At 40.8% G+C, this 15,292-nt stretch carries 9 protein-coding genes; all 9 read left to right on the top strand.

Annotation, left to right across the window (positions count from 1 at the left end; all coding sequences use genetic code 11):
- Positions 1-14 precede the first annotated feature (14 nt).
- Positions 15-3,875 (top strand): TIM-barrel domain-containing protein, encoded by a 3,861-nt coding sequence (locus BACHE_RS00620; RefSeq protein WP_013545792.1) that lies wholly within the window; start codon positions 15-17, stop codon positions 3,873-3,875.
- A gap of 94 nt (positions 3,876-3,969) precedes the next feature.
- Positions 3,970-5,535: a Gfo/Idh/MocA family protein gene (locus BACHE_RS00615; RefSeq protein WP_013545791.1), complete on the top strand. Its 1,566-nt coding sequence runs from the start codon at positions 3,970-3,972 to the stop codon at positions 5,533-5,535.
- Between the two features lie 528 nt (positions 5,536-6,063).
- Positions 6,064-6,492 (top strand): bactofilin family protein, encoded by a 429-nt coding sequence (locus BACHE_RS00610; protein WP_013545789.1) that lies wholly within the window; start codon positions 6,064-6,066, stop codon positions 6,490-6,492.
- 208 nt (positions 6,493-6,700) lie between these two features.
- Positions 6,701-7,618, top strand: coding sequence for a tyrosine-type recombinase/integrase (locus BACHE_RS00605; RefSeq protein WP_013545788.1), 918 nt, complete (start codon positions 6,701-6,703; stop codon positions 7,616-7,618).
- A 433-nt stretch (positions 7,619-8,051) separates the two neighbouring features.
- Positions 8,052-9,284: a FimB/Mfa2 family fimbrial subunit gene (locus BACHE_RS00600; RefSeq protein WP_013545787.1), complete on the top strand. Its 1,233-nt coding sequence runs from the start codon at positions 8,052-8,054 to the stop codon at positions 9,282-9,284.
- Positions 9,285-9,375: 91 nt separating this feature from the next.
- The gene (locus tag BACHE_RS00595; protein ID WP_013545786.1) at positions 9,376-10,284 is read left to right on the top strand and encodes a FimB/Mfa2 family fimbrial subunit; all 909 of its coding nucleotides are present in this window, start codon (positions 9,376-9,378) and stop codon (positions 10,282-10,284) included.
- A 29-nt stretch (positions 10,285-10,313) separates the two neighbouring features.
- Positions 10,314-10,910: a DUF3575 domain-containing protein gene (locus BACHE_RS00590; RefSeq protein ID WP_013545785.1), complete on the top strand. Its 597-nt coding sequence runs from the start codon at positions 10,314-10,316 to the stop codon at positions 10,908-10,910.
- 25 nt (positions 10,911-10,935) lie between these two features.
- Positions 10,936-12,786: an OmpA family protein gene (locus tag BACHE_RS00585; protein WP_013545784.1), complete on the top strand. Its 1,851-nt coding sequence runs from the start codon at positions 10,936-10,938 to the stop codon at positions 12,784-12,786.
- A gap of 24 nt (positions 12,787-12,810) precedes the next feature.
- On the top strand, positions 12,811-15,273 hold the full coding sequence (locus BACHE_RS00580) for a Calx-beta domain-containing protein (protein WP_013545783.1): 2,463 nt from the start codon (positions 12,811-12,813) through the stop codon (positions 15,271-15,273).
- The last annotated feature ends 19 nt before the right edge of the window (positions 15,274-15,292 follow it).

The following is a 15,292-nucleotide window of genomic DNA, read 5'->3' as shown; positions in this document are numbered from 1 at the left end:
ATTTAAATTATAGTATGAACAAATTGTTTTATGATTCAAGGGGGTGGAGGGTGATTCCGTTCGCTCTCATTTTGCTTTTCCTCTCCCCTTATTGGGCAACACAAGCTGTATGTGGAGAGAAGAGTTCGGTTGTGGTAACACAACAACTTCCTCGGCTTGTGAGCATTGTAAAAATCAATCCCACTACTGTTGAAGTTTTATTTTCAAATCATCAGCGTATGACTCTTGATTTTTATGGAGAAAATATTTTCCGTATGTTTCAAGACAATAATGGTGGCATACTCCGCAATCCAGAGGCAAAGCCCGAGGCAAAAATTCTGGTGGATCAGCCACGTAAATCATTGACTTTGTTGGATGTGAAGGATGAGGTTGGCTCGGTGAGCATCCTTACCGGAAAAATAAAAGTGGAATGGAGCAAGAGCAGCACTTTGATGAAAGTTACTAATCTGGAAACTGGTGCTGTTGTGCTGGAAGAGTTTGAAGCCGTCTTTTTCGATAAGGAAAGAGTTGTCTTGAAACTGAAAGAAAATCCGCAAGAGTACTTCTACGGTGGCGGTGTGCAGAACGGACGTTTTTCCCATAAAGGTAAAGTGATTTCCATTGAGAATCAGAATAGCTGGACTGACGGGGGTGTAGCATCACCTAACCCGTTTTATTGGTCAACAAATGGCTATGGCATTCTGTGGCATACCTTTAAAAGAGGCGTCTATGACTTCGGATGTGAAGAAAAAGGTGTCGTGAAATTGTCCCATCAGACAGATTATCTGGATGTTTTTGTCATGGTGGATAATGGTTTCATATCCTTGCTGAACGATTTTTATCAACTGACGGGACATCCGGTACTGATACCCAAATTCGGTTTCTACCAAGGACACCTCAACGCCTACAACCGTGACTTTTGGAAAGAAGATGCGAACGGCATTTCTTTTGAAGATGGGAAGCGTTATAAAGAAAGCCAGAAAGACAACGGTGGCATCAAAGAGTCGCTGAACGGAGAAAATAATAACTATCAATTTTCTGCACGCGCCGTGATAGACCGCTATAAAAATCACGATATGCCTTTGGGATGGTTACTGCCGAATGATGGCTATGGAGCTGGCTACGGGCAGGCGGAAGCTCTGGATGGCAATATTCAGAATCTGAAGAATCTGACCACCTATGCACACAGAAACGGTGTGGAAATAGGTTTGTGGACACAGTCTGATCTTCATCCGAAAGCTGGTATCAGTGCTTTACTTCAACGTGATATCGTGAAGGAAGTGCGCGACGCTGGAGTGCGCGTGTTGAAGACCGACGTTGCCTGGGTGGGAGCCGGATATTCTTTCGGACTGAACGGCATCACGGACGTGGCACAAATCATGACTTACTATGGTAACAATGCCCGTCCCTTCATCATCTCTCTTGACGGGTGGGCGGGTACACAGCGTTATGCGGGTATCTGGTCAGGTGATCAAACCGGTGGAACCTGGGAGTATATCCGTTTCCATATCCCTACTTATATCGGCTCCGGACTTTCGGGCAATCCTAATATTTGTTCTGATATGGATGGCATCTTCGGTGGAAAGAATCTGGCTGTGAATATCCGTGATTTTCAATGGAAAACTTTTACACCCATGCAGTTGAATATGGATGGTTGGGGAGCCAACGAAAAATATCCTCATGCTTTGGGCGAACCTGCCACTTCCATCAATCGATGGTATCTGAAACTGAAGTCAGAGATTATGCCGTATGCTTATAGTATTGCCAAAGAGTCCATAAACGGGCTGCCCATGATACGTGCTATGTTCCTTGAATATCCCAATCCTTATACGTTAGGTAAAGCCACACAATACCAATTCCTTTATGGACCTTATTTTTTGATAGCTCCTGTCTATCAGGAAACTAAGCCTGATGGGCAAGGTAATGATATCCGCAATGGTATTTACTTGCCTGAGGGTGAATGGGTGGATTATTTCTCCGGGGAAATTTATCAAGGTGGACGCGTTATCAACAATTATGCTGCACCGCTTTGGAAATTACCTGTATTTGTGAAGAACGGAGCCATCATTCCTATGATATCTCCCAATAACAATGTTCAAGAAGCAGATAAGGGGCTTCGTATATACGAACTTTATCCCTATGGGCAGAGTTCATTTACTGAATATGACGATGACGGCACGACCGAAGCGTATCGTTCAGGCGAGGCTGTGACTACTCTGATAGAATCAACTGTCGGTGTAAAAGGAGATGTTACTGTTACTATTCATCCTGTCAAAGGTAACTTTAGTGGTTTTGTAAAAGAGAAGGCTACTGAATTCAGAATAAATGTTACCGGGAGACCTGAAAAAGTTTCGGCAATCCTTGGAAGAAATAAGATGAAACTTACAGAAGTCGGAAGTATGGATGAGTTCCTTCAAAAAGAGAATGTGTATTTCTATAATGCTACACCTGACCTGAATAAGTTTGCTACTAAAGGAAGTGAATTTGAAAAAGAGGTTATTACAAAGAATCCTCAACTTTTTGTCAAATTGGCGGTCACCGATATTACGGCAAACCGAACTGTGCTGAAGATTGACGGTTTTATTTTTGCTCCGACGGATAATAGTAAAGTAATGTCAGGTTCACTTTTTGCTCCGAAAGCGCAAGTTACAGAGGAAAATGCGACTGCCTATACTCTGAAGCCAACTTGGAACAAGGTGAATAATGCTGACTATTATGAGATAGAATTCAATGGGATGAACTATAGCACCATCAAAGATACAGAACTGTTGTTTGAGGACTTGAATGTAGAAACTACTTATGACTTCAAGATACGTGCGGTGAACAAAGAGGGCTGGTCTGAATGGTCGGCTTTCAGTGCAACTACCAAGAAGGATCCGTTGGAGTTTGCTATCCGTGGAATTACCGGTGAAACAACGGCAACGAATCAGGGGCGTTCACTTCGTCGTTTGTTCGACTTTGAAGAAGGTGAACTTTGGCATACGGAATATAATAAAAAGTCTGTTCCCTTTGAGTTGATAATGGATTTGAAGTCCATCAACAAGATTGATAAATTTCATTATCTTCCTCGTGAGAATGCCGGAAACGGAACCATTTTAAGGGGAACTGTATTTTATAGCATGGATAAGGAGAACTGGACTGAAGCGGGAGCTTTTGAATGGAAGCGTAACAATGAAGTAAAGGTCTTTGCTTTTGCACAATCTCCGACGGCACGGTTTATTAAAATAAACGTTGTGGACGCAGTAGGTGATTATGGTTCTGGACAGGAAATTTATGTGTTTAAAGTGCCCGGAACGGAAAGCTATCTGCCGGGAGATATCAACAATGATAAGTTTGTGGATGAAAATGACCTGACCTCTTATGTCAACTATACTGGTCTTAGACAGGGTGATGCTGACTTTGAAGGATACATCAGCAACGGTGACTTGAATCGTAATGGCCTGATAGATGCTTATGATATATCTGTTGTAGCTACACAACTTGAAGGGGGAGCTGACGGTGTAAGGGGTGAGACCGTAGATGGAGATATCAGTATCAGTACGGCGAAACGTTCATATATCAAGGATGAAACGGTTGAGGTGCTGGTGAAAGGCTCAGGTCTGCGTTTTGTCAATGCCATCAGTTTTGCTTTGCCTTACAATCCGGTTGATTATGAGTTTATCGGTGTACAATCATTGGGCATGAAACAGATGGAGAACCTTACCTATGACAGACTTCATACTAATGGAATCAAATCTTTGTATCCTACATTTGTGAATATTGGAGAACATGAGGCATTGGAAGGTAACTGTGATTTGTTTGTCATCAAACTGAAGGCTCGGAGAAATGTGAAATTCGACTTGAAAGTGATAGATGGATTTTTGGTAGATAAGAATCTGAGTGTCCGTCACTTTTAAAAAATGAGTATGGATTTGTTAGGTTGACAAAGAATCCATAACTTTGCGACATTAATTAGATTCATTAGATTACTAACTTTAAACTTTTTAAATCATGAGAAAAATTGGAACTTTTGCGTTGGGCGTATGTTTCGCATTGGGTGTATGTTTCGCTCAGACTGCCATTGCTCAAACTTCGCAGGAAGGAACTCCTTGGAATTGGAAGAAGGGGACTATTGTCGTGGAGACACCTCAGCGTCCAGCCGGACAGAAAAGTGTGTTGGGATTGACTGTCCCAAAAATGGATGTAGTTCGTGTAGGATTTGTAGGTTTGGGTATGCGTGGTCCCGGTGCAGTGGAACGCTTTACTTACATTCCGGGAACTCAGGTTGTGGCGCTTTGTGACTATGTGCCTGAACGTGCTGAGAGATGTCAGGAGATTCTGAAAAAGGCTTCTATGCCGAAGGCTGCTGTTTATTCGGGGGCTATCGGTTATGAGGAGCTTTGTAAACGTGAGGATATTGATTTGGTTTATATTGCTGCCGACTGGTTACATCATTTTCCCGTAGCTAAGTGCGCTATGGAGCATGGCAAGAATGTAGCTATTGAAGTACCGTCTGCCATGAACTTGGAAGAATGCTGGGCCTTAATTAATCTTAGCGAGACTACTCGTAAGCATTGCATGATTTTGGAAAACTGTTGCTATGACTGGTTTGAAATGAATACTTTGAACATGGCGCAACAGGGTGTATTTGGTGAGGTTATTCGTGCGCAAGGTGCTTACATACATAATCTCGACCAGTTTTGGGATTATTATTGGAAGAAGGATTCTGACGATAAATTGGGATGGCGTTTGGAATATAACATGAAGCATCGTGGTGATGTATATGCAACTCATGGTCTGGGACCTGTGGCACAGGCGCTTGATATTCACCGTGGTGATCGCATGACGACCTTGGTGGCCATGGATACGAAATCTGTCAATGGTAAGGCTTTGGTGGAGAAGAGGGCTGGAACATGCGGTGATTTCCGTAATGGTGACCACACCACTACTTTGCTTCGTACGGCCAATGGAAAGGTTATTGAAATTCAGCACAATGTGATGACACCGCAACCTTACAATCGACTGTATCAGCTTACAGGTACTAAAGGATTCGCCAATAAATATCCGGTAGAAGGTTATGCTCTCGATGCTGCACAGTTGACAGCTTCCGGTGTACAGCCTAAGGTTGATGATTTGAATTCTCACGGCTTCCTGCCTGAAACAGAGATGAGTGCTCTTGTGGCAAAATACCAGCATCCTATATTGAAGAAATACGGTGAGATGGCTAAGGAAGTTGGCGGCCATGGCGGTATGGATTTTATTATGGACAGTCGTTTAGTATATTGTCTGCAAAATGGTCTTCCTCTTGATATGGATGTTTATGACTTGGCTGAATGGTGTTGTTTGGCAGAGTTGGGTGAGCTTTCTATGGATAACGGTTGTGCTGCCGTGGAATTCCCGGATTTTACTCGTGGAGAATGGAACATAGTAAAAGGTTATAAGCATGCTTACGCAAGTCCTGAAGATGAGGCTGCTTCATTGGAAAAGGCCAAGGCCTTTACAATTCAATTGAAAGAAAAAGGAGCGAAAGAGTGGGCTGCTCAAGCAAAGAAAGACAGTAAGAAGAAGAAAAAATAATAACCTTTCTTCCTTTATGAATGGAAAAGCTCAAGAGTAGTAAAATCAGCTCTTGAGCTTTTTTTATTGGAATTATGTTTTGTTTGTTATATGGGGCATATCCGTACCGGATAGTCTGGAAATCGATTAATACGGAAGTCTTGAACTTGTGGATGATGGAAGTGAATCTGACGTGCCATTGATGTACGCTTGTTTCCCCCATAGTTTTGTAGATTGTGAAATTTGTTTTTTTATAGTGCGATGTCTGTTGGATTACCATGTTGGGACGAATCTTTTTCAGCATTACGCATTATTGTAAAAAAATAAAAACGAAAGCTAATCAGTTTGAATAAGAAGCAGTTTCAAAGATTTTATCTGTTTGACTATGCATGGTGTTTATTTGGCTAATTTAAACTTTATATACTTTGCGGGATTTTTTTCATCCTTTCCTTTTTCTTGTATTTAAATTAACTTATATTTGCCTTTAATTTAATATTTGGTATCAGCAGAATGTTCGTCCTTTTTTTATTTACATAAATCATGTTTATTATGTTAGGAAAGAAAAAGAATGAAGATTATTCTGCAAAAGCAGTAAAAGTCAGTGCTGACGGATTGACAACAATAGCACAAGGGACAATAGTGACAGGTACAGTTACTGTTGAAGGGAATCTACGTTTGGATGGGACGGTTGATGGAAACATTTCCTGCAAGGGGAAAGTTGTGATCGGCCCACAGGGAAAAATCAAAGGTGATATAACATGTGATGCAGCGGTGTTGCATGGTATGTTGCAGGGAGATATCCATGTGACGGAGGAACTGATAATGAAGTCGGGGTGTATAATGAATGGAGATGTTTATACATGTAAACTTGAAATTGAATCAAAAGCCCGATTTAACGGAACATGCAATACTACGGAAAAAAGTATGCCTGTGGAAGGAAAAGCGGCCCTTTCTGGAAAACACGCACAAGAAGGCTGATAATCACGGTATTTATACATTAATAAGACATTAGTAATCCTTTATTTAGGTAAAAGTTTCTAATGGCAGCAAAGTTATCTAAAATATAAAAGATAATGATGCGAATGGTTTGTTATGGCACTATGCTTTGACTGCTTGTGGAAATTATAGTATATGTACGAGTATAAAAAGTATAATAACTTAATGTGTAACTAAAGCAGACTTAAAAATGAAAGAAGAACTTTTAACACAATTTATGGAGAAGCTAATTGTCAAATTAAAGGAAGGACAGCGTGATGGTACGGCTCATGTATATAGAAGTACTTTGAATAGGCTGAGAAAGTTTGTGAATGGGCGTGAAATAAGTTTTAAACAGTTAACTCCGGAATGGTTGGCACGGTTTGAGCAAAGATTGTTGGCAGATCAGCTAAGTTGGAATACAATTTCCACATATATGCGTATGCTGAGATCTGTTTATAACCAGGCTTTAGAATGTGGTATGGCCATTTATGTTCCACGCCTTTTCAGTAAAGTACATACAGGAGTTAATTGTCCGGTAAAAAGAGCTGTTTCACCAGAAGTAATATGTCAGCTAATGACGGCTAAAAAAAAGTTGCCCGAAAGACTTTCTTTTAGCCGTGACATCTTTGTTTTATTGTTTTTGCTTCGTGGAATGCCATTTGTCGATCTTGCTTTTTTACGCAAGTGTGACTTGCAAGGAAATGTCATAACCTATCATAGACATAAGACGGGGCGCAGGATGTCTATTGTTGTTTGCCCGGAAGCAATGGAAATAATCGGAAAATATAAGAATGTTTTTCCCGATACTCCTTATCTTTTCCCTATTATCCTAAATCCTGGGAAAGATGAATATCGGCAATATTCTCGGATGTTACGTTTGGAAAACCATCGCTTATTGCAAGTAGCCCGTTCCTTGCAAATAAAAGAACGATTAAGTACTTACACTGCCCGCCATACATGGGCAACCACAGCGCTAAGACAAAATTATAATTCCAATCTGATATGTGATGCAATGGGGCATTCTTCTGTAAAGGTTACGGAAACATATTTTCAACCTTTTAAAGAAGCTGAAATTAATCGAATGAACAAATCTCTCATTACATATATTTTATCGAGAAATTTATAGGAGGAAAATAGACAATTGCTGATTTAATAGATTGATAATAAGAACGGTATAATCCCGTTACTTTGCAAGTAACAGAACTGTAATTGTGCGGCAAAGTTAAATATTATATTTTGAAAGACAAATAATATACCTATTTTTTTTCAATAAATATTAAAATCACGAACAATTTAAGATAGCTCCTTTCAGCTATAAATAATAATCGAACAGTCCATCTTTATAGGTTCAAAGGTGGATACATGCTTTATTGTCTCAATTCAGATTAGAGATTCATTCTATAATAAACTTCTTTTAAAGACTCCTCTTTCTCCTTCTTTCTGTGCATTCCCGTTACTTGCAAAGTAACGGGAATGCACGAAGCTTCTAAATTGATGAAGTTTTAGCGTAACATTTTGTTTATACCAATTATTAATGTGAATTTTTAATTTTTTTTATTATGAAAAGAAAAATTATTTTAGTATGCTCATTATTCGCTGTAATGGCGTTGGGCGCATGTTCAGAAAAAAATGATCCCTCAAATGAGAATGGGAATGGAGATGCAAAATCTAAGCTTGTTGTACAGTTGAATTTTGCGGGTGTTGATAATAAAGGGGTACAGACGAGAGCTCAATCTACTGCTGTGCCTGCAACCTCATGGTCTAATATCAAACAAGTACAATTTTTACTTTATGATGCAACGACCAATAATATCCGCTTTTCTGCAATAGCAACTCCGGCGAGTGGTAGCAATACCTTTACATATACGGATATACCGGTTGGTACATATAAATTGGTTGCTATTGCAAATGCAAAAAGTTCAAGCGATAATATCGTGACCTCTTTGGATGGCGGCGCTACGGCAATGGAATGGGATATGTGGAACGTGCGTCAGAAAAATGCGACAAGTCTGGTAATGACTCACAAAACAGGTACATTCCCTGCTTTCTGTAACACGGAACAAACCACTGCTGGTAATACGGCTTATTTGGAACCTTCTGAAATCTTTATGGGGTCTGAAAATGTAGTTGTGGCTACTGGAACCACTGCTAATCCTACGGTTTCTTTGACGCGTGAGGTGTCTTTGATGAGGGTTCGTCTGAATGTGAAAGAGGGGCAGAATGGTGTAGATAATGACGCGTCAGTGGATTATACCCAGAATGCTTCTATCATGATTTATCGTTTACCTGAAAAAATGGGTGTTCTGGCAGGCAATGACGGTGGTGTGGCTGCTACTTCAAATGAACATTACGTTTTACCCGTTTCTGGCTCAGATGTATTTAAGACAACTAATCCGACAAGTGGTTATACCGGTACTGTTTTAGGTGGTAATTATACAATGTGGAGAGACATTGTGGTATTTCCTAATAATGGTGGGCGTGTTAATAATGGTTTAACTACTGCTAATGCCGATGCTGCGCGCCAATATTTCATTGTTATTTCTGCAACAGGTAAACCGGGACATGTCCTGGCTGACGGAACCCAGTTGTCTACCAATACTACAGTATATTGGCAGGGTGTAGTGAAAGAAAATTTTGTACCGAATACCATTCGTGAAGCAAACCTTACTTTACGTACAGGTGGTACGACTGTTGTTCCCGTTACTCCTACGACATATGGTGACATGACTATTACAGTCAGTGAACCGACTCCGTGGAACGGCAATATCGTAGAATCTTCTATTATTATGTAATTTTCCCGGCTGTAGTTTGGGGGCAGAAAACGGAATAAGAAAACGTTCTGCTCCCTCTATGGTCCGCTTGTGATAAAATAAACTATAGAATATGAGAAAAAACAGACTTCTCATAGTGTTATTTATTGGTGTAACGGCTTTGTTTTTGACTTCATGTACATATGACTATTTTGAAGATGAAACTAATTATCAGGTCTTTGTGCCTGAGGTCCTGAATAAAACAGTCAGTGATTGTCGTGTATTGGTTTATAACAATGCCGGAGTATTGGTAGGTACACGTTATGCAACTTCTCCTTGGGATGAAAATCCCCGTATGGCAATGGGCTTATTTGGTTTTAAGTTACAACCAGGTGAGTACAAAGTGTATTGCTATACCAATACGGATAGCATCTCATTTGTAGATGAACAGCATTTGGAAAATTCTGCTTTTGTTTTGAAAAGCAGTTCTTCCGGACAACACCATTATGTACAGCCTTCGGATATGCTATTTCAGAAGTTTGTACCTGTTATTGTTCATCCGGGTATCTTAAAAACTGATACTGCGCATTTGGAGCGTTATACAGGTCGTATTACTGTGCGTTTCAAAAACTTTCCCGGTGATGTGTCGCGCATAAAGAAAGTACAATTATTGGCAGAAGGAGCATCGGTTATGCAGTATCTCAAAAATGATACTTTGACTTCACGATTGACTTCGGATGACCGAGTGTACCATTTAGGCGAACTGCCTGTGCAGGAAAGTGCCGGAATATTAGAGGTCGATCACCGTTACTTGCCTTCTTTAGAAGGAGAACCTATGAGGTTGAACTATACATTCCTTGGAGATGACGGTGCTGTCATTAATAATTTGCCGGTTGAAGTGAAAGACAAAAATACCGGAATGCCGATGAGATTGCTGTATGGTCGGCGCATCATTATTGAAATAGACTCTTACACTGTTATTAAAATATCAATTGTAGGATGGAATGAAGATATAGAGGGTGGAGATACAGACTTGGAATGATATATATTAAAATAAAAAAGAGAAGAATCATGAAACCAGTTATACGACATATTTTAAGTCTTACCGTCTTGCTTTGTTTTATCGGCGGAGTACAGGCACAAAGTGTCAAGATTAATATTCCTTTATGGTTGACAGGATCACCTAATGTTGGTTTTGAATATACGTTGACCAGACAAATTACTGTGAATGGAGAAGTGTCATGGTTGCCGTACTTGTTTAAAAAGCATGAAGAGGTTTTTCGTGCTCTTCAAGCTACGGCGGAGGTACGTTATTACATAAATCCACGTAACTTTTATACTAATGACTCATGGGATGGCTTTTATATTGGTCCATATGCCATGTATGGCAACTTCAACATAGGTTTGTTAGAACACAATGATCCGTTACAAAGTTTCCGCCGTAAGGGTTGGGGAGTGTCAGGAGGTATCTCTACCGGGTATAAATTTGCTTTCAATTCTCGTTGGGGGTTAGATTTGAATATCGGTATAGGATATGCCCACCTTCAATATGATAAGTTTTATTTGGGAGGAGAATATGTGGACTTCCCTTTAGAACGGAAAAAGACAAAAGCTTGGATTGGACCGACAAAGTTTGGCATAAACCTTACTTATAATATATTCCGCTAATGTTACTGATAAAAAGTTGCTGAAAATGAGAAAGAAGAAGTTACAAATTCTCCTGTCTGCTGCTGCATTCCTTTTCTTAATGGAAGGGGGTACGCCTTCTTTTGCGCAGGAACGGAAAATAGGACGGGTAGAACGACGGGCAGATCGTAATTTTATCAGACAGAAATTTGATAAAGCGATGACTCAGTATGAGACAGCTATTAAACGTGAGGAGAACATTGAATCTCGGGCTGCGCTTCATCTGAAGATAGCACGCTTATACTTTATGGTTAGGGAATACGCCCGCGCATCCGAACATTATAGTAAAGCGATGGAGTTACGCCCGGATTTGCTCGGAGTGGATGATGTCTGTGAATACATAGATGCTCTGCGCTTTCAAGGGCAAGCTCGTCAGGCAGAAGCTATCTGTTTGGATAATGCCTATAAAGATGTGTATAGCCGATATCAGCGATATCAGAATACATTGGAGGCACTTGCTATGCAACATTCTGTACAAGAAGATCCGGGATTTTCGGCTAAACGGTTGTCTTTGAATACGGACAATTCCGAATTTTGGATTGGCAATTATGGTGAACAACCTTTTTATGCTATTAGTTACAGCAATTTCAATGATCCAGGAAAGTTGTTTTTTCACCGCACCCATTATTATGTGTTGAATGAAACTGATAATCCGGAAACAGCTTTTCGTAAACCACCGAAATATTACGATTATTTCCGCAAGATTCCGGCAGATTTACAGAATGGACCGGTAGCTTTTTCACCGGATATGCGTACAATGGTAGCTACTGTCATAGAGTATGATAAAAAGAAAACAACGGTAGAAATGGCTGATAAGAAATTCCGTCCGTTTCGTACAAAACTTTTCTATTCTATACTGAAAAATAATAAGAAGAGATTTACCAAATACGCTCCTGTCTTTCCCCAGGAGTCTATGGCTTCATATGCCCATCCATACCTCTTGAATGATGGCAAATCATTATTGTTCACTTCGGATATGCCGGGAGGTTATGGTGGTTTTGATTTGTATATCACTCATTGGAATGAAGAAAATCAAACATGGGGAACTCCTCAAAATTTAGGACCTCAGGTTAATACGGAAGGTGATGAAATTTTTCCTGTTGTTTATAAAGGACGCCTTATTTTCTCCTCTAATGGATTGCCGGGATTTGGTGGATACGATTTGTTCAGTGTCTTTTTTGATAAGGACGGGGTAGTTCCGGGTGGTATTAATCATTTCCCTTATCCGGTAAATTCTGTTTTCAATGATTATTATATGTGTCCGCTTGACTTACGGACTGCTTATTTTGTATCTGATCGTGAAATGGAGTCCAGAGATGATATCTATTATTTGCGTACAGTGGAAGATTTGGGCACTCAACATGGAAAACCTTTCTACGGCATGAGTGAGGAGAATGCAATTTTAGGAGGAGCATTATTGTTGAATGGAACTACTGAAAACGTTCGTCCGGAAACCATTACATTAAAGCAATATGCACCGGAAGGTTTGCTGATGACTCTTTATTTTGATTTTGATTCGGATGCATTGACCCCTGAGTCTGTCCAACGCTTGGAACGTTTTGTAGATGAGATGGGTACTTACGATTTCTCAGAGCTGAGGTTTGATGGTTTTGCCGATGAGATAGGTAGTGACAGTTATAACTATAGATTATCGGAACGCAGGGCTGAACAAGTAGCTGATTTCCTGCGTGCTCGCGGCATAGATGTGAATTTTAACATACAAGCCCATGGCAGGATAAAACTTTCTCCGGAAGAAGTGAAAGAAGAAGTTGAGAGCTATCGCTGGCCGGAAGGAGGCATTGACTGGATACAAGTTAATCGTCGGGCAAGACGCGTGGAAATATATAATAAGAGGTAGAAATATAATAAAAGTAACGATAATATGAAGAAGACAAGAATTCATAGAGTGTGGTTATTACTCCTGCTGATTACCATGATCTGTTCGCAGGTAAGAGCCCAATATATGCCGGTGGTTTTTGATAAAAAGTATGGTGATAAAAATCAGATACAGCAGATTTGCCCACTGTCCGGTGATGAAGTGGCTATGATAGGTAAAGAAGGGCAAAAGTACAACCTGACATGGGTGGGGCGAGAAGGTGAGGTTGTTTTCTCGTTGCCACTGATTGGATTTACGAAGGTAAACGAAGTTACGGGATTGGACAACGATTGCATCTTGATTGTCGGTCAGTCTGCTGTGCAGAATACTAAAAACAGAAAAGACCGTGTTACTTTGAGTGGACGGGCGATTATAGTGAACCGTAGCGGACAGCTTGTGAACAATATTTATGCCGGAGCTCAGGGTAGCGATTTTCTGAAAGGAGCTTTATTGCGTAGTGGATCACTTCTTTTGTCTGGAACCGAGCCCAAAGGAACAAGTGAACGTCAGGGAATACTTCTGAAGACTGATAAATCAGGTAAGGTCATTTATCAATATAAGAATGTCGATAGCGGTTATTGTGATCAGTTTGCCGTATTGGGTAATACCACAGAGTATGTTTGTGCGGCCTTCTCTGGTGACAGAGATAAAGAACAGACTGTCGTAGTCAGATTAGATGACAAGGGAAAGCCTTATTATATGACAGTTATTCCAGCAAAGAAATATACGGTAACCGGATTGAGTGCGAATATCAATGACGGCTCGGTTATTATTATCGGTAACTCACAGTTGGAAGGAGGTATTATTTATAAGATCCGTCCGGAAGGTGATATTGTTTTTGGGAAGACGCTGATACCTGCTAATGACGGAAATGCGTCATTAAAGCATCTTTTGGTAGCCCGTAACGGAAATGTGCTGGTAGGAGGAAGTGGAACTAAAGGCTATTATGCTCTACTGCGTAATGACGGAACAGCTTTGTATTCCGGTTCATCCAATGGTAGCGTCAGAGGAGTGGGGATGAACCAGAATACCGGTGAGTCGGTGGTTACCACTTATGACATGAATACACGTCGAGGGACATTTGTGCGTATCCAACCGACCGGAAAGGCCGAGTTTGACCGTACTGTTGAAGGAAATTTTGACAAGATTAAAGTGACGAATAACGGTGAGGTTCTTCTACTCTCATCGGATGAAGGCAGGGTTTGTATGTATTCTGCTGCTGGTGAAAAAGAGTTTGACCGTTATGTTACAGATAATAAACCGACTGTTTTCCGTCAGGCATTAACAGCAGCATCCGGTGAACTGCTTTTCTTAGGTAATGGAAGCCGTTTGGTTAAACTGGGGCATGGACTTTATGTTTCGGATCTGAAGATAACTAAGCCTGTAAACGGAACTGCCACTGCTGTATTTACAGTGACATTAACCGGTTATTCTACGACAAAGGAAGGAGCACCTATTCCGGTTAATGTAGGATATGCTACTCGTGAAGTATCGGCTACTACTGCGAATAATTTCACGCCGGTGAAAGGTAAGTTATCGTTTACTCCTTCGCGTGGAACGGCCGACCGCTATTTGGTGAAACAAGAAATAGAAGTGCCGGTGAAAGCGAATGATTTGATAGAGGGAGTAAAAACCTTCGAGTTGCTTCTTTCTGACGTGCAACAGAGTTATTTAGTGAAACCCGTTGGAAAGGCGCTCATTGAAGATCAGCAGGCAGTTGTGAAGTTAGTACGCACAGAGCGTGGCGAAGAAGGTGCAAAAGATATTCTGTATGAACTGGGCCTGTTCAAAACCGATGGTACTGCTTTGACAAATGCAACCGGTGCTAATATTATAGTGGATGGTACTTATGGAGAAGGTACAGCCGATGCGCTTGATTTTGATATGGGGCTGACTCCAAGGGTCGTTTTTGCCAATGGCTCTCGGAAATCTTCATTCAGTGTCAAAACTTTGGAAGATACCCGTTATGAACTTCCCAAGACTGTGGTGGTGAACTTCAATAAAGTACACAGCCTGAGTGGTTCTAATGTTTCATTTGATGGCGAATTATTGAGTTGTAGCGGCATAGTTGCTGACCAGCCTGCGCGTTTGGCTATTACTTCGCTTGGCGATCACAGAGTAAATAATAACGTAGTATCCGGATTCTTCACCGTCTCCCTGTTGCGTGCCTCAGATGGGGCATTGCTGACCAATGCCACTGGCAGTGATATTATAGTGAATTGTGTTGCGCTTCCCGATGCTACGGCAAAAGAAGGTAAAGATTTTGTTTTCACAAACTTGCATGATCTTCGCATAAGTGGTGACGGCAACCATAGCTCGGCTAATGTAAATGGTGTGGTATTGTATAGCATGGATAATGCGGAGAAACAAGTAAAACTGAAGATCAAGTCTGTGAATCAGCCTATCGGTGCACAACCTATAAGTGTATCGGCAGAGGAAAGCACAGCAGAATTTACAATCCGGAAATAACATATTCCTTTGAGATAAG

It is taken from the genome of Bacteroides helcogenes P 36-108 (genome assembly GCF_000186225.1).
Taxonomy (GTDB): domain Bacteria; phylum Bacteroidota; class Bacteroidia; order Bacteroidales; family Bacteroidaceae; genus Bacteroides; species Bacteroides helcogenes.
Note: the sequence above shows the minus strand (reverse complement) of the source record. Positions and strands in the feature narration are given on the sequence as shown.